This is a genomic window from Fontisphaera persica, assembly GCF_024832785.1.
Lineage (GTDB): Bacteria > Verrucomicrobiota > Verrucomicrobiia > Limisphaerales > Fontisphaeraceae > Fontisphaera > Fontisphaera persica.
This window is the reverse complement of record NZ_CP116615.1, coordinates 164014-188651: the sequence shown is the minus strand read 5'-3', so window position 1 is coordinate 188651 and position 24638 is coordinate 164014. Positions and strand designations below refer to the sequence as shown.

The window sequence follows — 24638 nt, the reverse complement described above, 5'->3', positions numbered from 1 at the left end:
AATTATGCCTAAATCCCTCTACCTTCCGCCAGCCGGATTAAATATTTTCCATACTCTGTTTTGGCCAGTGGTTGAGCCAGACGGAGTAGATGCGCCCCATCTATCCAGCCCTGCCGGAAAGCCACCTCCTCCGGGCAGCAGACCTGTAAACCCTGCCGATTCTCCAAGGCCGCCACAAAATTGCTGGCCGCCAGCAATGCCTCATGCGTCCCGGTGTCCAACCAGGCAATGCCACGCCCCAGCCGCTCCACCTGCAATTGACCACGCTTCAAGTAAGCGTTATTGACATCTGTAATTTCCAATTCCCCACGCGCCGAAGGCTTCAACCTCGCCGCAATATCCAGCACCTGGTTATCATAAAAATACAACCCCGTCACGGCCCAGTTGGACTTCGGTTGTTTGGGCTTTTCCACGATGCTCAGCGCTTTTCCGTTATCGTCAAATTCCACTACTCCATACCGCTCCGGATCTCCCACATAGTAGGCAAATACCGTCGCTCCGCTGGCTCTTTGAGCGGCTCGGGCCAACAACTCCTGCAAACCATGTCCGTAAAAAATATTATCGCCTAATATCAAACAGCAATCCGACTTTCCTACAAACTCCCTGCCGATGATAAACGCCTGCGCCAGCCCACCCGGATGCGGTTGCTCGGCATATGAAAATTGGAGTCCCCATTGCTCCCCAGCTTTGAGCAATTCCTTGAACCTGGGCAAATCCTGCGGCGTGCTGATGACCAATATCTCACGGATTCCCGCCAGCATCAAGACTGCCAGCGGATAATAGATCATCGGTTTGTCATAAACCGGCAACAACTGCTTGCTGCATACCAGCGTCACCGGATGCAACCTCGTCCCCGCCCCACCGGCAAGAATGATGCCTTTTCTACTATTTCTTTTTTTCATCTCTTGCAAATTTCTCCTTAAATATCGGATGTAGCCATAGTGGGATTACTTTTGCATGGTCAAGTTTGTCCAGCATGCCCGATCGCAACCACGCATCGTTATATTTGCGATATTCATTAATATCCTGCCTCAACGCAAAAGCAATGGTTTTTTTGGGTGAATAATTAAAATCTTTTGGGTCCACCCATCGGGCTCCTTTCAGAAATATATTTCTAACAGATGAATGAGGATGATATATTGGAATACAACCAGCCCGAACCGCATTAACAAACTTCTCTGTGAAGTAATATTTCTCACAACTGTTTTCCAGACATACACATACTTTATATTTCGACAAAATAATATATATTCGTCGGCATTGGGTCCTGCACTGGGAGGTCCCTTATAATTGCTTGGCAAGCCTTTCTTCCAAATTAAAGGGAAATGCCTAAACTGACTCCATTTCTCCATCTTTCCAAACAACTCTACATTTTTATTTAGAATGAATATATTTCTTAGCCAAATGTGTGGTCTTAGAAACCACAACCTTCCTCCATAATTTGATACAACAGCTACAACGCTTTTTGTTTGATTATTTTCTCTAGGACATGATAATTCTCCAATGTGGGTGGAATGTGGGACTCTGTATCTTTCGTCTTTATTTGCAAAATACGCCCATTCATCAGGTTTCAATATCCTTACCAATTTCTTTCCAATCGGGTGTCCTCGATAGTGATAATGCCATGAAGGCTCATATGTGTACCATAATTTCGGTCCCTTGAATATTAGCAGTTCTTCGGTTGGATCCACGATTGCCAACAATCCATCAGCCTCTTGGAGTGATAGCTTTCCTGAATATAGTATGTCATCAATAATAGAGTCTTCCCACAAATGAGCTTTGTAATTGATTGATGTAATGCGAACTTTCTTCATATTGCACCTGCCATACGTTTGACTAGTATTTTGGCATATATTGACATCCGGATGCCAAAGCAGCGCAAGACTTCACTGGCTAAAAGAACTGGATATATTGTACGGTAGTATCGTTCAGACACTTTTTGTTCTCTCATTATTTTTAAAATACTGTCCACAAGAAATCTTCCATATTTTTCAGGGCTGAAGTGCATTTCCCAAGCCTTGCGCGCCAGTTCACCGCGTTTCTGATATTCATTCTCATGTTTTCGCAATATTTCTGGAAGGCTTTGAATTTCATTTTCCGAGACGAATATTGCAAAGTCTTCCCACTTGGGTCCAAAACATGGTATCCAATCATCCGAAATGATAACTGGAGCCACACCTGCTTCCATCATTTCAAAGAGTCTTACACTGGACGTTCCCGCACCGCGGGGACAAAGCGCATACTTAGATTCAAGTGATGCCTTCCAGTACTTGATTTGATATTCCACCTTTCGCTCTTTGCTGTCGGTAAAATGATTGTATTCCGAAGTATCAAGTATTAACGCATTCCTCCACTGCCTTCCCAACTCAAATATCCTTTTGCGTGTCTTATGGCTGTTTCTCCCTAAAAATGAGAACAAATATTTTTTTCCCGTTCATAACCCAATGGTCCGTGTGGCATCGGATTAGGGTAACACTTCTGATGCATGTAGTACCCACAACTTGCGTACCTGTTTGTTCCATTTCTCCATTTCTCCGCCGAACTGTATATTCCGTGCATAAAATGCGGCGGATGATCAGTCTCCGTATAAGCAAAAGTTTTCTGTGCATATTTGAACCATAAGCTTTGTTTTCTCAGGTTTTTATAATAATCGCCCTCACTTATATCGCAACTAATTATAACGTCTGAATCCTTCGCTTCCTTACTAAGCCAGCAATCACTTAGGAGTAATTTCAATTCAAAATCATAATGTTTTCGGTTGTTATTCGTTTCACATGAATTAATAAATATTTTTAATCCCATAGGACTCATTGCATTCATTATTTGCTTACTAATCGACTATATCGGTAAAAATCCTTGATTGTTTTATAAATAGAATCCCCAAAATATTTTTTACAGCCATCTTCGTTTTAACATTCGCCTTTGTTAGCAGGTATTTCACCAACAATCTGAAAGCAGTTATATACCTATATTTTATGTATTTTTTCTCGTTTGTATTCGACTGCTTAATAATACTATGTATGGAGTATATAATGGATTCAAAATATTGTTCTTCAGAAAACCACTTCTCCCACTCCATTCTCGCCTTAATTCCCATTTGAATTGCTCTTTGCCTTTCGTTTTTCAATATTTCATAAATATTAGTTATGTCTTTTCCTGGATAAAAAGCGCAAATTAATCCCATTTCGGCCCATAGCAAGGAAGCCAGTCATCTGCAATAATAACTGGTGCAACACCCATTTCCATGCTTTCAAAAAGTCTAATGCTACTCAATCCAACTCCACGCGGACAAAGTGAGAATAATGATTTTCCCATTATTTCCAAATAGTCTTCGCGCATTTTATTTTTCTCTTCCTCCGTTGCAGAATAATATCCTGATGTACCTCGCGTTTTTCTCACTACTACATCACTGTATTTTTGTTCTTCATGAATTTCAAATAATATATTTCTGAGTCGGCATGCATCACGGCCAACGAAACTATAAAGAAACCTTTTTCGCATAAGTAACCTCTATTAGCGATTGCTTTAATATCCCACTGCTTTTGCGTTAAATAATAACCTGAGGAGGCAAATCTTCCTGCTGTATTATTTTTCTTTGACGCGACTGCAAAGACCCCCTAAAGTAGGTTGGGTATCTGTCCCATTCAGATATTACAAACGTTTTTTCCGGATAATATTTAGAGTACTTATTTTTAAACAGATTAGGAAAGATAATTGTGTCAATGGGATCTATATCGGTCAGCAATATTAAATCTGACTCCCTCGCTGATTCAGTTACTTCATATCGTTTGGCTATATTTGACGCATGAATCAAATTGAATAGGGTCCGCCTATCAACATTTGACCCAGTTACTGAATGTACGAATATTTTCACTTCCTGACAAACATGACATCATACTCCCCACCCACACCCGGTTTCCATCTGACTTTTCTTTTCGTTTTTATTCTAAAGCCATGCATTCGTAAATAGTCTGCCAATTCATTCAGTGTGCAGCAGCCCTTATATGCGGAATAGTCACTAGCTTCAGTTATAATGTATTTAATTTTCTTCAAAGTCTTTTTCGCCCCTTTTAAAACCTCAAGTTCAGCTCCCTGGACATCAATAATTATCGTATCATATATTTGGCTGCAATTTTCAAGCACAGTATCTAGTTTTTTGATTTTAACACTCGCTGTGTAAATTCGCCATCCGTATTTAAAAGTTCCTTGAGTCTGTCAATCGGATACATGGAAGACAAGGTGTCGCCTATATAGAAATCTTGCTCCTTTCCATCTTCACTTCCTAGCATCGCATTAATAGCGATTTGATTGGGAAAACGTTGAATGTTTTTGCGCAATTCAACAAAATACTCCTCAACTGCCTCAATCCACAAAACGGGCAAATTATATTCCGCATAGAGACCTGCTTCTTGACCTTTGTGGGCACCTATATGGATTACACCTTTAGAGAATCTTAGATAATAAAATGGATCTTTCTTAAGTCCGGTTTTTCTTAAAATAAACCCAACATATATTCGGCATTTTATAAGTAGTTGATTGATAATTTGCATACAAAATTGCGTTGTTTTATTTTCTGCTCAACCAATTTTTTCAATTTCGCTGAATATACTAAGCAATCCAATGCTTACGCTCCATTTAGTATAATGGCTGCACGCCTTATTTATGTTTGTTACATAACAAATATGGTCACCTATGCGTGGCTGATCCACATATTCGTATTGCATGGGTTTGCCGGAGATGGACTCGATGAGTTTGAAGGCCTCGAGGATGGAGATGCTGTTCTGGCGGCCGCCGCCGATGTTATAGACTTCGCCGCATCGCGGAGCGGCGATGAAATGCTTCATAAAGGTGACAACGTCATGGCTGTGGATGTTATCTCGGACTTGTTTCCCTTTGTAACCGAAGATACGATAGACTTTGCCCTCCAGGTTGCACTTGATGAGATAACTCAAAACCCATGCAGCTCCACTCCGCTATGGTTGGGGCCGGTGAGGCAGCCGCCGCGCAGGCAGCAGGTGGGCATGTTGAAGTAGCGGCCGTATTCCTGCACCAGAACATCCGCCGCCAGCTTGGAGGCGCCAAAGAGGCTGTGCTTGCTCTGGTCTATGGGGAAATCCTCAGCGATGCCGTCGGCAAACGCCGGATCGTCGTAATCCCACCGGGTCTCCAACTCCTTGAGCCGGATCGTGTTGGGCCGGTCGCCATAAACCTTGTTCGTGCTCATGTGCACAAAGGGCGACTCGGCGCAAAATCGGCGCGCCGCCTCCAAGAGATTCAAGGTGCCGCTGGCGTTAACGTCAAAGTCATCAAAGGGCCGTGAGGCGGCCAGATCATGCGAAGGCTGGGCCGCCGTGTGCACAATGGCATCCGGCCGCAGTTCCTGCACCAAATCCAGCACGCCCTGCCGGTTGCGGATGTCCAGCTCGTGATGGTGAAAGTTCCGGTGCTTGGCGCTCAACCGGCGCTGATTCCACCGCGTGTCACCAGCGGGGCCAAAGAAATCCGCGCGCATGTTGTTGTCCACGCCATGGACTTCCCACCCATCCGTGCAAAAATGCTCGACCACCTCGGACCCAATCAAGCCGGACGATCCCGTAACCAAAAGTTTTTTCATGTGCTAAAAAACCTAAATCCCATTTCGCCTTTTCGCCCTCGCTGGGATATCCAATTATCCCTTCTTTTCGCCATTCCACTTTTCTGGCACGCTTGCGGCAGAAAAGTTAAGCCATTGTGGCTTCGAAAGTCAGGCAAAGTTTAGTATCTCCACAAGTAAAGGGCATATTTAACTAACTCATTTTGGAAGGCAATGATGCCCTCCTCCTTTCTCCACCAATTTGCCCGCTGGTATTCGCGTGGCTCAATGGCCGTAACCAGCACCTCGACCCCCGTCTGTTTGAGTTGACGTTCAAATATGAACTTGGCACGGCGGCTGTGGGCAATGTCGGTGGGGATGAGCACCCGCCGGGCTTTTTGGCGCATCACCCAGTCGCGGAGCGCCAGGGTCTCCTCCAAGGTGCTCGTCACATTGGAGCCGATGACCTCAATGGCCGTCTCGGGTACCCGCTTGGCGAGAAGCACCTTGCGCATCACATCTTTTTCCTGCGCAGTAAGCCCCAGTTCATCGGTGGGGCTGGGCTTGGCGTGGCTGATCAAAATTTTCGGCGCCAGCCCGGCGTGGTAGTAATCGGCAGCCACAAAGGGACGATATTGGAGACCTCCTCCCAGCACAAAAATGGCATCCGCCTTTTGCGCAGGCTGATTTACAATCCACAGGTCGGCGTAGGCCAGGCACAGCGGTGCACGAAAAACGTAGGCAAGCGCCAAGAGGCCAATGGCCAAAACCAAGCACACCCCCGCCCGCCGCCAGAACGAGCCAGAGGAGCGGGCATTTTTTTCAGATGCGTGCTGTTTTTCAGCGGACATTTAATCAATTGATTGGAATTGGGATTGGACTGAATGAGCAAGGTAATGCAGGCCAATCATCTTTTGCGATATTATCCCGCCTCAATTTTGAGAACAAGCTACCGCCTTTGGATTTAGCACGAGTATGCTTAATCCAAATTCCATTACCCACCACACCCAATTTTCACCATCATCAACCGCAATACCTCACACGGGTATGGCTATGTCCTTCATTAGTTTATGGCGAAAACCGCCTGGCTTCAAGTGGAGGCTTGCCCAATTATTTGTTAGCGCACCTCCACCTGGCTGGCCGTCTTGTTGATATTCCCCACGCCCGGGGCAGTCACGGATAAAGGGGCCGTGGTTTTACTCAACGCCGCCGGACTAACCGGCTTCGCCGTGGCATTGCTGTCTGATTCGGGATGAGATTGTTGCCTTTCCTTTTCCAGTCTGGCCCGCGCCAATTGTTGTAAACTGGCAAAAGGTGATTTTTCAGCTCGGCCATTGCCATTATTGCCTGCCATCTGCCTGGCCGGCTGCGTCTGGCCGTCAGACTTTTCGCCAGGGTTGTCGCCGTTTCCTCGGTTTGTAATAAGACGGTCCGCCTCCGCCAAAACCTCCCAAACATCCACCGGAAACTTCTGCTGCCGCCGGGTGGCCGTTTCCAAGGCCGTCCGCGCCTCTGGCAACACCCTGCCGATGGCCTGCAAGATGGCCTCCGCGGCATCTGGATGCTGCTGGGCAGCGGTGATCGCCACCAAAGGGAAAGACTCCGGCAGGTTTCTCACACATTCGCTGGTGAGCAAGGCCAGTTGGTCCGGCACTGCCGCGCTGGCGGCACGGACACACGCCACAGTTTGCTCCGGATTCTGAGAAATGGCCTCCACCAGCAACCATGGCGCAACCTCAGGAAACCGCCGGCTGACCGCCCCCACAAAATATGGCAGCGCCCCTGGCTGCACGTCCTGCAATTCCTGCAACATCTGCGTCAAAAGCGTCAGGCGCTTCCCCGGTGTGACCTCCTGCAGCCGGCGCACCGCCACAGTTGGGATTTCAGGTGCAGGCACACCCCCCAACAACGCCATTTCACCTGGCCGTTGGTCGTTGGCTGATGGCTGTCTCACCGCCCAAATACCGGCACAACACAACAAAATCAGCGCCATTAACACCCCATATTTGTGGTCAGGCGCATTCATAGTTTCGATGGTATCCCATGCTGGCCATCCGGTGTTTGTAGGACAAATGTCCTACTTATTTTTCGGACAAATACCTTCTAAAAGGTCCGCACCTGGACGTCAAACTTTGATACGATCTTTTTTTGGTCATTTTGCAGGCGAAGCCGTCGTTTCTTCTTTAGATTGCTTGCCCGCAGCCACATCCGACGTGCTGGCCTCGGAAGATTCCCTGGCTTTCTTCTGGTCGTAATAGCCGGAGTGATAATAGTAGAAGCTGTCGTAATAATATCCCCCACCCCGGCGGATGGGCACCAGATTCAGCACCACGCCGCTGGGGTTTCCACCCGCGTTGCGGATGAGCTGAATGGAGCGTGCCACCGGCTTGCGTGGCGTCTTGGTGCTGTTGACCACCAGAATGGCCGTCTCAGCAAGGTTGCAAATCAGCAGGGTATCGCTGACCGCGTGGATGGGCGCCGTGTCCAGCACCACCCGGTCGTAGTTGTCCACGGCATGTTTGATGACCTGCCTGAAAGCAGGCGTGGCCAGCAGTTCTGCCGGGTTGGGCGCTGGTTTGCCGCCTGCCATCCAGTGCAGGTTTTTGACTTTCTCAACCGTCTGGATGACCTCATGGAAGCTTCGATTACCCGCCAGGACATCAGTTAAACCGCTCAACTTGCTCGTTTGCCCGGTGATATAATTTTCCACGCTGGGCTTGCGTAAATCAGCATCAATCAGCAACACCCGCAAGCCCTGTTGGGCCAGCGATATGGCAAAGTTGATGGAACTGAAAGTCTTGCCCTCCCCCGGAAACGCGCTGGTGAACAAAAACACCTTGCGCTCCTCCTCCCGCTCCAGCATCAACACCGAGGTGCGCAACGTGCGAAAGGCCTCTGCCCCCCGTGAATCAGAGCCCTCAATCGCTACAAACCGCGTATCGCCCAGGCGCACTTCCTTCAGCTTGGGAATGGCCGTGAAAACGGGCAATTGCAAGTAAGCCTCGGCCTGCTCCACCGACTTGAACGAGGTATCCATCGCGTTGCTGCCAAACGCCAGAGCCAGCCCCACCGCCAGCCCAATCAACAACGCAAAGCTGTAGGTGCGCTGAACCCTGGGCAAAAACGGCTGGGTCGGCGGCACGGCAGGCTGAATAAACCGCAACTTTTCCGGCTGTTGCTCCGCCGCCAGGCTGGTTTCCTTCAGGCGATTCAACACCGAATCAAACAAAGCCCGGTCGGCCTCCAATTCCCGGCTCAGCAGGCTGTATTGAATGGCGTGCTGGCTGACCCGCAGCGCGTCCGCCTCGAGCTGTTTCAATTCCTTCTCCAGTCCTTCCTGATTGATTTTGGCGTCCTCGATGTCCACCTTGATGGACTCCAACAACCGGCCCAGGGCGTTGGTGGCGGCCAGGTGCAAGTCACGCTTCATGGCCTCAATCTGCACCGCCGCATCAATGTACTTGGGATGCTTGTCCTTGTAGCGCAGCGACAGAATCTTGAAGTCCTGCTCGCTTTTGCTCAACGCCGTCCGCAGCCCTTGCACTTCCGGCATGGCGGCAATCTGCGGCAGCAACAGCAAATCGCTGACATTGGAGGCCTGGGCCAGCAAACGCTGGTATTGCCGCTGCAAACGCGCCGTATCACTGCGCGCCTGCGCCACTTTGGCCGTCAATTCCCGCAACTGTGGCGCCAGCACATCCTGACTCTGCTGCAAAGACACAATCCCCGCCTCCTCGCGGTATTTCTGCAGATTGCGTTCCGATTCCTCGAGCTTTTTCTTCAACCGCTCCGTTTCGTCGCGCAGATAGGAATAAGCCCCCTTGGTCGTAGCAGAGACGGTTTGCATGTCATAGGCCATGTATTGCTCCGCCAGAGCGTTGGCAATGTCGGCTGCCAGTTTCGGGTCCGTGTGAACCGCAAAAATGTCAATCAGCCGCGTCCCCCGGCGCAGCTCGGCTCTGGTCAAATTGCCCAACCGGGCAACGACCTCATCACGGGTCACCGAGCCATCCTGCGGCACAAATGCGGGATTTTGCGCCAGCCGGTTGGTCTCCACCACCCGCTCCAGCAAGGCCCGGCTCTTGAATTTCTGCACGATGGTGTTGAGCGACTCCGAACTCCGTAAATCTTCCCGCACAATCGGATCCACCTTGACCGCCTTTTTTTCCTCCTGCTCCACCTGCACCGTGGCCACCGCCTGATACAAACGGGGGGAATTTTTCAAATGATAGGCGGCCACCATCAGCGAGATTACCACACACAAGATGATCAACCATGCCTTGTCCGCAAGGATGCCGGCGATGGTCCGCAGTTCACTGGGGCTTTCCGGTGCCGTGATGTCCGGCGGCGGCAGGTAATGCGGCGTGGGAGGTGGGGGATTGGGCGAAACCATACAGGACGGCTAAAACATTTTCTCCCCAACGGTAATGATATCGTCGGGCTTGATTTCAAACGGTTTGGAGCTGCGATCGCGCAACATTTTCTCGGCATCGAGCTTGATGACATTGGGCTTGCCATCTTCCAGGCGGGTTACGGTGATTTTGCTGGGATTGCCAATCCGCGTATAGCCGCCGGCAATCGCGATGGCCTGCAACAAATTCACCGTCTCGCCCTCACGGATTTCATAGGTGCCCGGCCGATTGACCTGGCCCAGGACGATGTAATGATTGACCTGATTGGTGATGGCGCTCTCCGGCAGCCGGTTGGTTTCTACGATATCCACCACCACATGCGGATTAACCAAATAGTCCTTCGCGTACAAATCCCGCACCACCTTGTTCACATCCAACAAGGTCATCCCGGCCACCTTCACTGGCCCTATCAATTGCAGGTTGATCATGCCATCAGGATTGACCATCACCTGTGCCGTCAAATCCTCCTCGCGGTACACCTTGACCGACAAAATATCCCCAATGCCCAACCGATAAAGCTCGTTGGTGCCGCCCGCCCCTCCCGCATTGGCTGCGGCATTGGTGCGGGTGCCTGTAGTTGTCTGGCCCAAAACCCATAACACCGCCAAACAAAAGACAAACAGCCCCACCACCATTCGGGGCCGCCATGCACTCTTCGAAGCAAGTGAACTCATCATGAAACCAGCCTGCCTAATACCGCCAGGTGAGATCAAATCCCGCCCGGTTGTTGCTGAACGCGTAACTCGCAGTATTGTCCGAAAGACTTTCCCGCCGCTCATAATGCACGCTGAACGACCACTTCCGGGCAAACACCAGGCTAAAGCCAATCCGCCCAAAAATATAATCATCATCGCGGCCGGTGCTGGCGCCAGCAGCGCTTTTGCCCGAACTGACATTACTATACCCAATGCTCGCATTGGCGCCAATCCGGTCAAACAGCCGCTGCGTAACCCCCAAGCTGACCGATGTATTCACATAATTCTCGCCGCCCACGATGGGGGAGGGGGTTTGCGACCGGTTGGCACTCAGGCTAAAACCCGTCCGGTCGGTGGGCTGCCAGGAACCAGACGCATTGAACGTCAGTCCAAGGGAATCCTTCGTGTCCCCGCTGTACTGCCGAAATTCCGGCCCCACCGCCAGCGTGGCGCTCAGTTTCTCGGTAATGCTGTAGTCCACACTGGCCAGCACGCGCTCATAAACCGAATCCACCCCATTGCGCTGGGCATTTTGCTGCCCCACCGAAACCCCCAAACTGAAACCGGTCTTCTCTGAATACCGGTATCGCGCCCAATGGTCCGTCCCCCAGTCCAGGTAGCCAATCAGACCACCCGACGGCACCGCCGCCGTCCCGTAATAATTGCCGTAATCCTGAAAGGAAAACCGGACATTGTGCGAGGTGCTGATTTTCTCGGTCCAAGGATAACTGGCGCCCACGGTGAGCGACAAACTGCGGCTTTGTGCCATGCTGCCCACCACCACATCAGCGCTTAGCGTGTCGCTGTAGGTGGCCCCAAAATTGAGCGACAGCTTGGCCATCGGCCACGCCAGCCCCAAGCTCGCGCCATGATTCAAGCGCGTGTAATCACTGTTACGCGTGTAAAAATGCGCGCTCGGCGTGTAGGTCAGGCTCAACCGTTTGACCGTCCCCGCCACTGCCGTAATGCTAGGCGAAAGCGACCACACAAAATCACTGCTCCCCCCCGTGCGGAGATAGGTGACGTTGTCGTTGTATTCCCCTCCGGCTGAGACACTAGGGTACAAGTCGAATTTCCACAACCGGATGCCGCCCTCCGGACGCGAAGGGTCCAGCAGCTCCAACGGCAAATACTCCGCCCGCTGAGCAAAGGCCGTTACCCCACCGGTCAAAAGGGCTAACCCGGCGATTATTCCCCGCCATTGAACCATCATAAAGATTAACTAAAATATCCTGCCCTACCAAAGGTCCGCGGCCCATTTCACCCAATCAACGCACGTCCACGGGCCCTTCCCTTGGCAAAATCCTGTCTAATTTAAGCAAAACTGCCAATCTGCCGCAATCTTATTATGCGGTGAATAAACGGCCCATTCACGTAGGTTTTCTCATGGCCGCTAAAAGCAGGCTCAATGCCACCAAGCTGAATTATTGCGGCAATCTACCCACCCGCCTTTTCGCTTCACCCCTTGTCGCCCTTTTTCTCTCCTCTCAGCAAGGGCCAGACCTGAACAAGGGGCCATGCTTACCTCCACACCGACAACCACGCCCCGGAAGTCACGGCTTGTCCCCCACCAAACGCCATCCGCCAACCCATCCAGCCCGCCAATCGCCGGCTTGACACCCTCGGGCGATTCCTTTCTCCTCTCGCCCAGTGAACAATTTACAAAACGCCACCGAACCCGCAGTGACAGCCACGCAGCGGCCTCACCTCATTCGCCGCCTGTACCATTGGACCATTAGCTGGGCCGAGCGGCCCCATGGCGCATTGGCCTTGTTTATTCTCGCCTTTGCCGAGTCCTCCTTTTTCCCCATCCCCCCCGATGTTCTCCTCATCGCCCTGTGCGTGGGGGCGCCCTCCAAATCCTTCCGCTTCGCCTTGATATGCACAGTAGGGTCAGTGCTGGGCGGCTTGGGCGGTTACGCCATCGGCCTCTGGGGCTATGATTTAATCGGCGAACCCATTGTGCGCGCCTACCACGGCGAGGCCGTCATGGCCAAAATCAAAACCTGGTATGATGAATATGGCTTCTGGGGCAACCTGGCCGCAGCCATCACCCCCATCCCTTACAAAGTCTTCACCATCGCTTCCGGCGTCTTCAAATTTGACCTCGCCCAATTCCTCATCGCCTCCATTGTCGGGCGGGGTCTGCGGTTTTTTGCCGTGGCCGGTCTGCTTTACTGGTTTGGCCCGCGCATGAAGGATTTCATTGAAAAACACTTCGACCGCCTGGCCATTCTCTTCATGGTCCTCTTAATTGGAGGCTTTATCCTGCTAAAATACCTCAAATAGCCTCCCTACCACTGGCTCAACGGGACAAGCGATGGAATTACCTGCGGCACCGGCTCACCGCTGACCGGCACCAGCAACACCGCCAGTCGCAGGTCCGTCACGTCCTTCAAGTGAATGGTCAATTTACGAACGCCCGTGTTTTTACGTTGTCCCTCAGGATGGGGAGACGTCGGCAACGGCACGGCATCCATCACCGTAAACTGCGCCCCCGCAGGGGACAATAGCATCACCCGCAACTCCGCTTTCCCCTGCGTCAGGTGCGCCGTGCGGCCGTCTTTTTCAATGCGAATTTGCGCCGGCGTCGTCATAAACCACCAAACTGTAGCAGGTTGTGCTGCTTTCACCTCATCCTGCACCAACACCCGCCGCCGCTCCAGCATCGCCATCCCTCGCTGCACACTCTGGGCCTGTGGCGCGTACGTGGACGTCAAATCCGCCACTGCCACTGCCCGATTCGGCGAGGACTGGTACTTGATGATTTTCGTTTCAGCCGTGGGAACCTGATCCGGCCCTTCCCCCGGGTTAATCACCAGCGTGTTGTGCGCCTCCGCGCGCAACCGGTAATATGTCCAACGCTGTTTGCCGAAGTAGCCCGGCAAATTGTAATTGTCCGCTCCCAAGTCCACCGCCCACCGGTAGCCCAGCGCCTCCAGCACAAAACTGCCCAAATCCAAATTGCTATGGTTGGCCTTGTTATCTCCGGCCTTGAAGCCCACCCACAAAGCCTCGCGTCCCTCCCAATCGCTGCGCATGGTCACCACCTCGGCGTTGCGGAAATATTTGTCCAATGGCAGGTTCATGGCCGTGGGCTTCTGCCCCCGCCCGTCGTACCACAGCAAATCCTGGGCGCTGCCATAGGCCACCTGCCGCTGATACCAAGCATATTCCGGGCGGTTGAATTTCCGCGCCAGCCAGAACATCGAGGGCGACCGAATGCCACCCTCACCCGCATCAGCGTAGTTGAACGCCCTCCCCGAGGGGCCGGTGGCGTAAATGGGAAAGGTCCCCGCTTCAGAGAAGCCCGGGATTTGGGACAAACCAAAATCCGTCCCCAACGCCGATTCCAGCCCCGCCAAAAACACCACATTATATGAGGTGGCATAATTCCAATAGCCCGGCCCCTCGGCCCAGGCGCCATCCGGGCCGTACTCGGCCATGGGCAGTTGAATGGATTTTAATGCCGCTTCCAGAATTTCCCCGGCCTCGGCCGGCAACACCTCGCCCATCGCCAGCGCCCCCATCCCCATGCCCCCGTTGCACACCTGATTCCAATTATGCCGCGCCCGCGTCCAGCCCGTGTTTTTCCGGTAAATCTCCAATGCCGGCTTGAAGCCCAGCTCCGCCACCGCCTTCACCAGGACCTGCCGCCGCTCCGGCGTCCAATAGTCATAAAGCCAGTCATAGCCAATCGCAAAGGCATGGGTCATCTCCGCCGTGTCCAGGAAATGCCGGGGATTCCAATCCTTGAAACCCGCGGCGGTCTCCAACTCCTGCCATGCCCTTTCGGCAAATTCCTTATCGCCCTCCAACCGGTACATCATCGCCAGCGCATACACACGATTCATCACCCGCCGGCTGGTATCGAGCAGCCGCAAACCATCGGGAATCTGGTACTGTGAAGGCGCCTGCTTCAGCATGCCCCGTGCATCCTCCTGCACCCGGTTGAAATACCGCTGCAAGTCCGGCTGGTTGGGAATCTCCTTTTTCAATCGCTCGAAGCCCGCGGCATCGGTCAACAACCGCGGGTGCCCCGGCTTCAGCCGTGCCAGAATTTCCTGCGCCTTGGGAGTGGGAATAAGTTCCGCAGCCGGAGCTTGTGCGGTGGAGAGGAGACAAACCACCCCCAAGCTGGCAATGAAGCCGCGAGTTAAGATGTGCATTTTTCTCATGCGACGGTTGCTTAGTTTTCTTCCCGCACCAACACGGGCTCGTCAAATTGGACGTTCTCCAGGGTCGCTGCATTCGGCACGCCGGCCTTGCGAAAACCCACCAAATATCGTTTCCCTGCCACGGTCACCCGCACACCTGCCGCAGTGGCACTTTCCAGCCGCGCCGCCGTCCACACCGGCGCCTGCCCGGCGCGATAAGGCACCATCACTGTCAACATGCCCAACGCCGGCAACGGCGCCTGTGTGCCCGCCTCCACATGCCATTGATTCGGGAAATCCCGCGTCGGTTTTGGATCGTACCCATCCCATTGCCGAAAAGCCAATGGCATGGGCGGCAGGTACTTCACCACCACTCCCGCCCGCGGCTGCTCCAACCGCAAGGTGTTCTGCGCTGCATCCACCGTAAATTCCCTGGCCGCATGCAACATAAACTGATATGTCGCCGGTTTGACTGCCACCAAATCATCGTACAGGACAATCAGACCCTGCTTCAAAAACGCCACGTGCCGATGCGCCCGCGTCAACCGCCCCCCATACGCCGGCGTGGCATCGCCCATGAGGTAATCCCAGGCCGGCGTCAACTTTTCCGCGGCAATCCGGCCATGTGGCGCCGGCGTATGTTTAATCTGCCCCTCGCCATCCACCAGCACGCCATTGTGGGCCCGCGTGCTGTGAACCCATTGATAATGAAAGCGGCTCCCGTGCAAGTCCCGGTACCCGCAGGTCATCAACAACTCCTCCCCAAAGGCGTTGAGTTGAAACGTGTTGTGCGGATTGTGGCCATGGCTCTGCGTGCCGAATGGACTCGACTTGAATAAAAAGTGAATGTCCTCCCGGCTGTCCAGCAACGTCGTATGCAGGCTGGCCACGCCAATTCCATGAAATATTTTGGAAGTCGGCACATCCACGGGCGGCCGCGCTGGCGGCAGTGGCGGCAGATTGGCCCGGTACAAAAAACCCAGAATCCCCCCCTCGCGCCCCATTTTGTGCTGCTCCACCCACCAATGCCAGTAACCCGCATTCCGCCCCTCCGGCCGCCCCGCCTGGGCGCGAATGAAGTACTCCATCATGCCCCCCACCCCGCTGGAGGGCGGGCGATAGGATAAATCGCCAAACCCGCTGTTGGGCGTGAAGGGCGGCGCCACGTACAGCGCAAAATCCCCCACCTGGTCAAAAAACGGTTTCTGCAACCCATCTATCTTCAAGGCCGACTGCGCTACTTGCAGCCACCACACCGCCTTGCTCATATAGCCGCTCCAATAACTCAGCCCCTCATGCCAGCCCCCATCATCGTCCGCCCACACCGGGTAACACGCGTAAAACTTGTTTACCGCGTAATCCAGCCACGTCTCCGCCTCCGGCAGCTCGCCCAACATCGCGATGGCGCACTCGCCAATCTTGTGCCACGTGCGGTTGCCGTGACTGTTGTAAGGCCGGTTCAAGTGCCCCGTGCCCTGCGCCACCTCCCCGCTATTCCACGCATCCGTCACCCGCCGTAGCATGACTTTGCGCACCGTTTCACGCTCCGCCGGGGACAACGCGTCATACGCCCAATCATACGCCCGCGGCAGCCGATACAACAACGGCTTGGCCGCCTCGCAATTCGTGCGGAAATTCGTCGGCCCGTCCGGATTCCACGCGGCCAGATGCATGATCCACCGCCGCGCCGCCTCGGCGTATTTCTTCTCCTGAGTGATCAGATGGACAAAGGCGATCGTCTCCGCCTCCTGGCACGCCCGCATGGTCTGCTCCCGATTCGGCCACCAGTACTTCACCAACTCGGCGTTGTCCTTGTCCAAGGCCGATCCCATCTTGTCCGGCTCGGGCGTCGGCCCCGCGGCGATGTACTTGTCCGCGGCTGCGCGCAATCGCGCAAATTCTTCCGCTTCCGCCGACAACCGTCCCTGCGCATCACGCCCGGCCAGGGCCAGTTGGCGCAGACGCGGCAAATCTTCCGGCCGCATGAACAAGCGCGGGTGCTCCCGGGGCACGCGCTCCCGTTGCTGGGCGCGGGTGGGCATGGGAAAAGGCTTGGCTTCCGCTGGCACCGTTACCGAACGCACCACACTCCACGAGGACGTTTGCCCGCTTTTGTTGACGAAAGCATAACGCCAGTAATACTTGCCCGGCGCCCAAGGCGTGTGGTGCGTGTACGTGTTCCACACAAAACCCGCCGCTCCATCAGCCTGCTGAAAATCCTCCCGCGTTGACCATTGCACCAGATACTTCACCGCCGCCGGCTCATGCAGCCAGATTAACGAGGGCGGGTTGAGCCGCGACACACTCCCATTTGCCGGCCGGTATCCTACCTCCCCGGGCACGGGTTCCCGATTGGACACCTTCAACTCGGCGCTTTGGGACGGCGCACCCAGCCAACACCCTGCCAAAACCAGGCCAAGACAGACGCGGGCGTATTTCATGCCCGCACTATGCCAAGCCGCCCCCTCCTTGACAACGAGAAGCGCTCCACGTTTCCCACCCAAACTGCTGCCCCCCACCACCTCGAGGCGGCCTCTCATACCATGCTCTTGACCGCTGCCAACTGCTCCAGGGCAAACGCCAGGTCCTCCCGCGTGTGCGCCGCGGAAACCTGCGTGCGAATGCGCGCCCGGCCCTGCGGCACCACTGGATACGAAAAACCCACCACATACACCCGCCGCTCCAACAACGCCTCCGCCATTCGCACCGCCCGGCTGGCATCCCCCAGCATGATGGGACAAATGGGATGCACGCCCGGAATCACCTCATACCCCAGTCGTTCCAGCCCCGCGCGGAAATAGCGCGTATTTTCCTCCAGCCTGTCCCGCAGTTCGGTGGATTGCGCCAGCAACTCCAGCGCCTTCAATGCTCCCGCCACCACCACCGGCGCCAGGGTGTTGGAAAACAAATAAGGCCGCGACCGCTGCCGCAGGTACTCAATGATTTCGCGCCGCCCGCTGGTGTAACCGCCGCTGGCCCCGCCCAGCGCCTTGCCCAGCGTCCCCGTCAGGATGTCCACCCGCCCCATCACCCCGCAATACTCCGGCGTGCCCCGCCCCCGCGCCCCCATGAAGCCCACCGCATGGGAATCATCCACCATCACCAGTGCTCCATAACGCTCCGCCAAATCGCATATCACCGGCAGGTTGGCCATCGTCCCATCCATCGAAAACACGCCGTCCGTGGCGATGAGCCGGAAGCGCGCCCCTTGCGCCTCCTGCAATTTTGCCTCCAAATCGGCCACGTCGTTATTCCGGTAACGGTAACGCCGTGCCTTGCAGAGGCGGATGCCGTCAATGATGCTTGCATGATTCAATTCATCCGAAATGACGGCATCCTCCTCGCCCAGCAGGGTTTCAAACAGCCCTCCATTGGCGTCAAAACAGGAAGAGTAAAGGACGGTGTCCTCCGTCCCCAAAAACTCCGTCAGCCGCCGCTCCAGCTCCCGATGCGCCGCCTGCGTTCCACAAATAAAACGCACGCTGGCCAGACCATACCCCCACCGCTCAAGCCCGGCCCGCGCCGCCGCCAACACCTCCGGATGCTGCGCCAGGCCCAGGTAGTTGTTGGCGCACAGGTTGAGCACCGGTGGCCCCTCATTTACTCGAATCCATGTCCCCTGCGCCGTGGTGATGACCCGCTCGCGTTTCGTCAACCCGGCCGCCTCCACTCCGGCCAGTTGCCTTTGCAGATGCGCCTGAAATTCGCCGTACATGCTTAATCCTTCCACGACAATACCACCTTGCCGGACTGGCCCGACAGCATCACCTCAAACCCGCACTCAAACTCCGTGTAATGAAAACGATGCGTAATCACCGGTTTGATGTTCAGCCCGCTCTCGAGCATCACCGTCATCTTGTACCACGTCTCATACATCTCCCGCCCATAAATGCCCTTGATCGTCAGCATGTTGAACACCACCTTGTTCCAGTCAATCGTCATCCCTGCCGGCGGAATGCCCAGCATGGCGATTTTTCCCCCATGGCACATGTTGTCTATCATCTCCCGCAACGCCGCCTCGCTGCCTGACATCTCCAGCCCCACGTCAAACCCCTCCTTCATCCCCAGCCGCCGCTGCACCTCCGCCAGCCGCTCTTTTTGGGGATTGATGGCCAGCGTCGCCCCCATCCGCCGGGCCAGCTCCAGCCGATACTCGTTCAAATCCGTCACCACCACATACCGCGCCCCCGCATGCCGCACCACGGCGGCAGCCATGATGCCAATCGGCCCCGCCCCTGTGATGAGCACATCCTCCCCCAGCACATCAAACGACAGGGCGGTGTGCACTGCATTGCCAAACGGATCGAAGATCGCCGCCACCTCCCGGTCTATCCCCGTCTGATGATGCCACACATTGGTCATGGGCACCGCAATGTACTCCGCAAAGGCGCCCGTCCGATTCACCCCGATGCCCTGCGTGTCCTTGCACAAGTGCCGCCGCCCCGCCAGGCAGTTCCGGCACCGCCCGCACACCACGTGCCCTTCAGCGCTGACCACGTCCCCCGGCCGAAAATCCACCACATTTGCCCCCACCGCCACCACCTCTCCCACAAATTCATGCCCCACCACCATCGGCACCGGTATGGTCCGGCGCGCCCACTCATCCCACTTGTAAATGTGCAAATCCGTCCCGCATATCCCGGTCCGCTCCACGCGAATCAGCACATCGTTCAACCCCACCTCCGGCTCCGGCACATCGGTCAGCCAGAGTCCCGGCCGATCATATTGTTTTACCAAGGCTTTCATGCCATCATGTGTGTGTCCGGCGCACTGGGCGAAGCAGCGCATGGCCCCCATCGGGCCGCCGCCGGCTTTCCATTATGTCGGACATGTTGTACAATATATGAAACAATGACTTACGATATGCAAGATTTTTTTCCATTATATTGAACACGTCATGCCCATGAAAAAAAACACCGCCCCGCAACCTCCTCCGTCTGCCACCGAGCCCGCGCCGGACGCCATTTCGTGCCATCTTGGACGCCGCGTCCGCCAGTTGCGCGCCGCCCGCGGATGGTCCCTGGATGCCCTCGCCCAAGCCAGCGGCGTCAGTCGCTCCATGCTCAGCCAGATTGAACGTGAGAAGGCCAACCCCACCCTGGCGGTCACCCTGCGCATTGCGCGCGCCTTCGGCATGTCCCTGGGGGACCTTCTCGAATCGCCCGAGATCAGTTCCTCCGTCGCCGTGATTCGGGCCGATGATCGCGCCTACCATTACCGCTCGGACAAATTATGCCGGCTCCGCACGCTCAGCCCCTTGAATCTGGAAAAGGATGTCGAATTTTATGAATTGGTCCTGCAGCCCGGCGGCGCCTTGCGCAGCGCCCCGCACTTCGAGGGCACCCGCGAGTTTCTTACCGTCGTTCGCGGCGAAGTGCGCGCCGAATCCGGCCGCGATGCGGAAGTGCTGCGCCCCGGCGACTCCGCCAGCTACCGCGCTGACGTGCCCCATGCCATCGTCAACACCGGCCGCGCGGAAGCGCAAATGTACCTGGTGGTGGTGTATCAATAACCGCCAAGGACGCGGCTCCACGGCGGACCTCATCCCCGCGCTTGCCGCGCAGCCCCCCGTTCTTCCTTCAGTTCCTCAATGGCCCGTTCCAGCGGGATGCGCGGACGAAAACCGGTGAGTCGCACCAGCCGCCGGATTTGCGGCCGCCGCCGTTGCATGTCCTCAAAGCCCGGCGCATAGGCCTGCGCGTAAGGCACACGCACGAGCGGCGACTCAGAATGGCAGAGCTTTTTGACGAGCCGCGCCAAATCCAGAATGCGGATTTCCCGCGTGCTCCCCACATTGACCACCTGCCCATAAGCCGCCGGGCAATGAGCCAGCCGCCACAAGGCCTCCACCGTGTCGCGCACATGACAAAAGCAACGGGTCTGGCGTCCGCTCCCATAGACCTGCAAGGGTTGCCCCTCCAGCGCCGCCTGCACAAAACGCGGCAGCACCATCCCATAACGGCCCGTCTGCCGCGGCCCCACCGTGTTGAACAGCCGCGCGATGATGACCGGCAGCCCGTGCTGCCGCGCATGGCCCAGCGCCAGAAATTCATCCATCAGCTTGGAACAGGCGTACGCCCAGCGCCCCAAATGCGGCGGCCCAATGCACAAATCGTCCTCCTCCGCGAAATACGCTTTCCGGCTTTTGCCATAAACCTCGGAGGTGGAAGCCAGCAACACCGGCGCCCGCGCCGCGCTGGCGGCGCGTAGCAACGCCTCGGTCTCCAGGACATTCGTCTCCATGGTCCGCACCGGCTCGCGCACCACCAGCTCCACCCCCACCGCCGCCGCCAGATGAAAAATCAGACGCGCCTCCCGCGCCAGTTTGGGCAGGGTGCGACAGGCGGAGACCCGCTGCGACTTCACCTCCAACCGCGGCTCACGCCGGTGAGCGGCAAGATTCTCCAGGCGGCCCGTGGACAAATCATCCACCACCACCACCCGCTGGCCCTCTGCCAGCAGGCGATCCACCAGATGCGAGCCGATAAACCCCGCCCCGCCCGTGACCAGAATGTGCCGCCCCGGCCTCACAAGCGTGCCGCGCCCCCGCGCACCGCGGCGTCCCATGTGCGGTAAGAACCGGTAAGATTGCGCGCTTGAAAACCATTCTGGAGCAACAGCCGGCAGGCAAAATACGAGCGCTGCCCGCTCTGGCAGTGCACAATGATTTCCCGGTCCCGTGGCAACTCGCCCAGCCGCCGCCGCAATTGCGGCAGGGGAATGTTCACTGCGCCCGGGATCATGCCGCGCGCGCATTCCTCCGGCGATCGCACGTCCAGTAAAAACGAGCGAGCCGGATCAAGTTGCAACGCCTCCTTCCACTGCGCCAGGTGCACCAGCCGCCGGCGTACGTTTTGCGCGGCCATGCCGGCCAGATTCACCGGGTCCTTCGCTGAGCCAAACGGCGGCGCATAGGCCAGCTCCAGCTCGGCCAGGTCATCCACCGTCATCCGCGCCTTCAACGCGGTGGCAAAAACATCCAGCCGCTTGTCCACTCCGTCCACGCCCACCACCTGCGCACCCAGCAGCCGCCCGTTGTCCGGATCAAACAACACCTTGATGGACAGCGGTTGCGCGCCCGGGTAATAACCCGCATGCGACGCCGGATGCAAATGCACCGCCTGATGGGCCATGCCGGCCTGGCGCAAAATCTTCTCATTGGCCCCCGTGCAACCCGCCGCCAGCCGGAACAGCCGCAGTATCGCCGTGCCCAGCGAGCCTTCATACCGCGCCGGCAGGCCAAAAATATGATCCGCCGCCACGCGCCCCTGCCGGTTGGCCGGGCCGGCCAGCGGAATCAAGGCCGGCGCGCCCGTCACCCAGTCCCGCACCTCAATCGCATCCCCCACCGCGTAAATGGCGGGATCACTGGTCTGCAAATGTTCATTAACCCGAATGCCCCCCCGCGGGCCGATGTCCAGTCCGGCCGCGCGGGCCAGCGCCGTTTCCGGTTTGACCCCCAGCCCCAGTATCACCACATCCGCCGGCAGCCGCGCCCCGCTTTTCAATACCACCACGGAAGCCCGGGCATTTTCCCCGTCGCGTGGCGCTTCAAAGGCCGCCACCGCATCATTCAGCCGCAGCTCCACACCGTTGGCCTGCAATTCCAAATGCAACCACGCCGCCATCTCCGGGTCCAGCGGCGCCATCACCTGGGGCAGCGCCTCCACCACCGTGACCTGCAACTGCCGCCGCCGCAATTGCTCGGCCATCTCCAGGCCGATGTATCCCCCGCCCACCACCACCGCGCGCTCGGCCACCCCCGGCCGCAGCCACGCCTGAATGGCGTCCACATCCGGCACATTGCGCACCACAAAATGCCCCTCCCGCTCAATGCCGGGAATGGGTGGGCGCAACGGCGCCGCCCCCGGCGCCAGAATCAACGCGTCATAACTCTCCTCGTATTCCCGCCCGTCGCTCAAATCGCGCACCTGCACCTTGCGCGCAGTGCGGTGGATGGCCGTCACCTCCGCGTTCACCCGCACGTCCAGATTGAATCGCGCCTTCAAACTGCCGGGCGTCTGCAGCAACAAATCATCCCGCGCCGGAATTTCGCCCCCCACATGGTAGGGCAGGCCGCAATTGGCAAAGGAAACGTACGGCCCCCGTTCAAAGACGATGATTTCGGCTTTTTCCGACAATCGCCGCGCCCGGGCGGCGGCGCTTGCGCCACCCGCCACTCCGCCAACAATCAGCAAACGTTGCACTGCCATAAAAGAGCCTTCCAGACCCTCCGATGCCGGCGCTGCTCAACCCCTCCCACGGAAACTGAGACGCCAACCCGTCCCTGCAAACCGCCTCTACTCCGGCACCTCGCCGTCGTCACTTCCCGTCATCATGTTCGGACCTTTGGCTTCTTCCTTTTGCTGTTCCCAATTGAAGAAAAGCTGGTGAAAAACCGCCGTCTTGAAGCGGGCCTCGCCGAAATTGGAGCTTTTGGCCGCCAGTTGCAGGCCATCCCACCGGTCAATGGTCAACGTCACCACCCCCCGGTCGGCAAACACCGCCCGCACGTCCGCCGGACTTTTCGGCGCCGTCTCCAGTTTTTCCGTGGCAAACTCCACAAAGTTGACCCGGTCCATCGGAACATCCATCTTTGCAAAGGCCGTTTCAAACACCACCACCCCCTCCTTCAACGCCACCAAATTCCCGGAGATTTTATCCTTGTTGGACAATTCCAACACATCGCGCTGCGTCTTGGCCTGGGCGCCGCTCTGCTCCTGGATGGTGCCGTCCCACTCCGTCACCCGGATGTTGCTGATGCGAATCATCCCAATGTTCTGGTTGGCAAAAATCACCCCCGTCCCGCTCCCGCCCCAGTCCAGATTGTCCTTCCATTGCTTGATGAGCGAGCCATCCAGCAACAACGCGATGGTGCGCGCCTCCTTGTTCACCAAAATCTCCACCCGCACCTTGGACTTCTGATGCAGGCCGGGGTATTCCGCCTGCCCCATGTGGCTGCTGCCCCCATTGCGCCGCATGCGCTGCAGATAAATGTAGCCCGGCTGCATCTGCAACAAATAGGCGTTGCTGGCGTATTCCTCGGTGGAATCCGTGTATAGCCCGATCAAAAACTGCAACTGCCCCCGCCACGCCAGATCAAACTCCAGCCGCGCCATGGGCGGCAGTTTGATGTCCCGTCCAATTGAGCCGTTGCCCGTCGCAATTAAACTGTTGTCCTGGTACCGCCAGTTGTTCCGGCTGTTGCGGGACCGCCACCCCTCCATGCCCGTCGGTCCCTCATAAATGGCCCCTGTTGAGCCTTTAACCATCCGAAAACCCGCCACCCGCTTGCGCGGAAAAGTCATCAGCCCGGCGTAGTCCGTCTGCAATTGCACCCGCTCCGAATCCACCATTACCAGCGCCCCCATGAGTTCGTCGCCATTGCTCAACACCACCACGCACGCGTTGCTCGTAACCGGCGCGGGCGCGCTCTTCCGAGGCAGCACAATCCGCGCCACCCGCTCCGGTTTGAAGGCGATTTCGCTCTGCGCATCCGGCGTGCGCCAGCGCACCCCCCGCTGCGGGTCAATACTCAACAGATTCCCATGCAGGGTATCGCCATTCATCAAACGTATGACGTCTGAATACGCCGGGTCACCCCCGGTTTTTTCCTCCGCTTCATTGGCAGGCTTGGGAGTCACCGGCCGCACCCCTGTGGCCGATTCAATCTGCTGCACCGCCTTGATGCCCTCCAGGACAATGGCTCCGTGGCCGGCGGCCGCCAGGCAGCATCCCAGCGCCATTACCGCCCACCATCGCATGAACTTTTTCATAAATCCTTTTCTCACGAACGCTGCGC

21 protein-coding genes and 1 pseudogene are annotated in these 24638 nt (G+C 56.3%); 2 read left to right on the top strand and 20 right to left on the bottom strand.

Annotated features, from left to right (window positions below; all coding sequences use genetic code 11):
- Positions 1-8 precede the first annotated feature (8 nt).
- From rfbA to NXS98_RS00740, 13 genes and pseudogenes are all read right to left on the bottom strand, one after another.
- Positions 9-902, bottom strand: a complete 894-nt coding sequence (rfbA, locus tag NXS98_RS00795; RefSeq protein WP_283846554.1) for a glucose-1-phosphate thymidylyltransferase RfbA — start codon at positions 900-902, stop codon at positions 9-11.
- Entirely contained in the window at positions 886-1212 is a 327-nt protein-coding gene (locus NXS98_RS17840) for a glycosyltransferase family 10 domain-containing protein (protein ID WP_425499946.1), read from the bottom strand. The genes rfbA and NXS98_RS17840 overlap by 17 nt, the downstream gene beginning before the upstream one ends.
- Positions 1101-1814: a hypothetical protein gene (locus tag NXS98_RS00790; protein ID WP_283846553.1), complete on the bottom strand. Its 714-nt coding sequence runs from the start codon at positions 1812-1814 to the stop codon at positions 1101-1103. The genes NXS98_RS17840 and NXS98_RS00790 overlap by 112 nt, the downstream gene beginning before the upstream one ends.
- On the bottom strand, positions 1811-2419 hold the full coding sequence (locus NXS98_RS00785) for an exostosin domain-containing protein (RefSeq protein ID WP_283846552.1): 609 nt from the start codon (positions 2417-2419) through the stop codon (positions 1811-1813). Before NXS98_RS00785 ends, NXS98_RS00790 begins: the two co-directional genes overlap by 4 nt.
- A gap of 755 nt (positions 2420-3174) precedes the next feature.
- Positions 3175-3501: an exostosin domain-containing protein gene (locus tag NXS98_RS00780; RefSeq protein ID WP_283846551.1), complete on the bottom strand. Its 327-nt coding sequence runs from the start codon at positions 3499-3501 to the stop codon at positions 3175-3177.
- Positions 3502-3870: 369 nt separating this feature from the next.
- On the bottom strand, positions 3871-4143 hold the full coding sequence (locus tag NXS98_RS00775) for an FkbM family methyltransferase (RefSeq protein ID WP_283846550.1): 273 nt from the start codon (positions 4141-4143) through the stop codon (positions 3871-3873).
- A gap of 5 nt (positions 4144-4148) precedes the next feature.
- Complete coding sequence (locus NXS98_RS00770; protein ID WP_283846549.1) at positions 4149-4550, bottom strand: hypothetical protein; 402 nt, start codon at positions 4548-4550, stop codon at positions 4149-4151.
- Between the two features lie 27 nt (positions 4551-4577).
- A pseudogene (locus NXS98_RS00765) lies at positions 4578-5614 on the bottom strand (NAD-dependent epimerase/dehydratase family protein).
- Between the two features lie 140 nt (positions 5615-5754).
- On the bottom strand, positions 5755-6423 hold the full coding sequence (locus NXS98_RS00760) for a YdcF family protein (RefSeq protein ID WP_283846548.1): 669 nt from the start codon (positions 6421-6423) through the stop codon (positions 5755-5757).
- 266 nt (positions 6424-6689) lie between these two features.
- Positions 6690-7598: a hypothetical protein gene (locus NXS98_RS00755; RefSeq protein WP_283846547.1), complete on the bottom strand. Its 909-nt coding sequence runs from the start codon at positions 7596-7598 to the stop codon at positions 6690-6692.
- Positions 7599-7724: 126 nt separating this feature from the next.
- Positions 7725-9965 (bottom strand): GumC family protein, encoded by a 2241-nt coding sequence (locus NXS98_RS00750; RefSeq protein ID WP_283846546.1) that lies wholly within the window; start codon positions 9963-9965, stop codon positions 7725-7727.
- A gap of 9 nt (positions 9966-9974) precedes the next feature.
- Entirely contained in the window at positions 9975-10661 is a 687-nt protein-coding gene (locus NXS98_RS00745) for a polysaccharide biosynthesis/export family protein (RefSeq protein ID WP_283846545.1), read from the bottom strand.
- A gap of 13 nt (positions 10662-10674) precedes the next feature.
- A complete protein-coding gene (locus NXS98_RS00740; RefSeq protein ID WP_283846544.1) occupies positions 10675-11850 on the bottom strand; it encodes an outer membrane beta-barrel protein in 1176 nt (391 codons plus the stop codon).
- 479 nt (positions 11851-12329) lie between these two features.
- Here NXS98_RS00740 and NXS98_RS00735 point away from each other — a divergent pair, with 479 nt between their 5' ends.
- Complete coding sequence (locus NXS98_RS00735) at positions 12330-12968, top strand: YqaA family protein (protein ID WP_283846543.1); 639 nt, start codon at positions 12330-12332, stop codon at positions 12966-12968.
- 5 nt (positions 12969-12973) lie between these two features.
- On the opposite strand, the gene NXS98_RS00730 is transcribed toward NXS98_RS00735, so the two are convergent.
- The 4 genes from NXS98_RS00730 to tdh form a co-directional block, all read right to left on the bottom strand.
- A complete protein-coding gene (locus tag NXS98_RS00730; RefSeq protein WP_283846542.1) occupies positions 12974-14857 on the bottom strand; it encodes a DUF4962 domain-containing protein in 1884 nt (627 codons plus the stop codon).
- 11 nt (positions 14858-14868) lie between these two features.
- Positions 14869-17277, bottom strand: coding sequence for a DUF4962 domain-containing protein (locus tag NXS98_RS00725; protein WP_283846541.1), 2409 nt, complete (start codon positions 17275-17277; stop codon positions 14869-14871).
- 95 nt (positions 17278-17372) lie between these two features.
- The gene (locus NXS98_RS00720) at positions 17373-18551 is read right to left on the bottom strand and encodes a glycine C-acetyltransferase (RefSeq protein ID WP_283846540.1); all 1179 of its coding nucleotides are present in this window, start codon (positions 18549-18551) and stop codon (positions 17373-17375) included.
- 2 nt (positions 18552-18553) lie between these two features.
- The gene (gene tdh, locus NXS98_RS00715; RefSeq protein WP_283846539.1) at positions 18554-19582 is read right to left on the bottom strand and encodes an L-threonine 3-dehydrogenase; all 1029 of its coding nucleotides are present in this window, start codon (positions 19580-19582) and stop codon (positions 18554-18556) included.
- Positions 19583-19733: 151 nt separating this feature from the next.
- On the opposite strand from tdh, the gene NXS98_RS00710 reads away from it, so the two are divergent.
- Positions 19734-20348 (top strand): helix-turn-helix domain-containing protein, encoded by a 615-nt coding sequence (locus NXS98_RS00710; RefSeq protein ID WP_283846538.1) that lies wholly within the window; start codon positions 19734-19736, stop codon positions 20346-20348.
- Positions 20349-20377: 29 nt separating this feature from the next.
- Here the strand turns inward: NXS98_RS00710 and NXS98_RS00705 are convergent, their stop codons facing one another.
- The 3 genes from NXS98_RS00705 to NXS98_RS00695 all read right to left on the bottom strand — a co-directional run bounded on the left by NXS98_RS00705 (position 20378) and on the right by NXS98_RS00695 (position 24612).
- Positions 20378-21403 (bottom strand): NAD-dependent epimerase/dehydratase family protein, encoded by a 1026-nt coding sequence (locus NXS98_RS00705; protein WP_283846537.1) that lies wholly within the window; start codon positions 21401-21403, stop codon positions 20378-20380.
- Positions 21364-23049 carry an FAD-dependent oxidoreductase gene (locus NXS98_RS00700; RefSeq protein WP_343214123.1) on the bottom strand — a complete coding sequence of 562 codons (1686 nt, stop codon included), beginning with the start codon at positions 23047-23049 and terminating at the stop codon, positions 21364-21366. Before NXS98_RS00700 ends, NXS98_RS00705 begins: the two co-directional genes overlap by 40 nt.
- Before the next feature lie 87 nt (positions 23050-23136).
- Positions 23137-24612, bottom strand: coding sequence for a hypothetical protein (locus NXS98_RS00695; protein WP_283846536.1), 1476 nt, complete (start codon positions 24610-24612; stop codon positions 23137-23139).
- Positions 24613-24638: the final 26 nt, after the last annotated feature.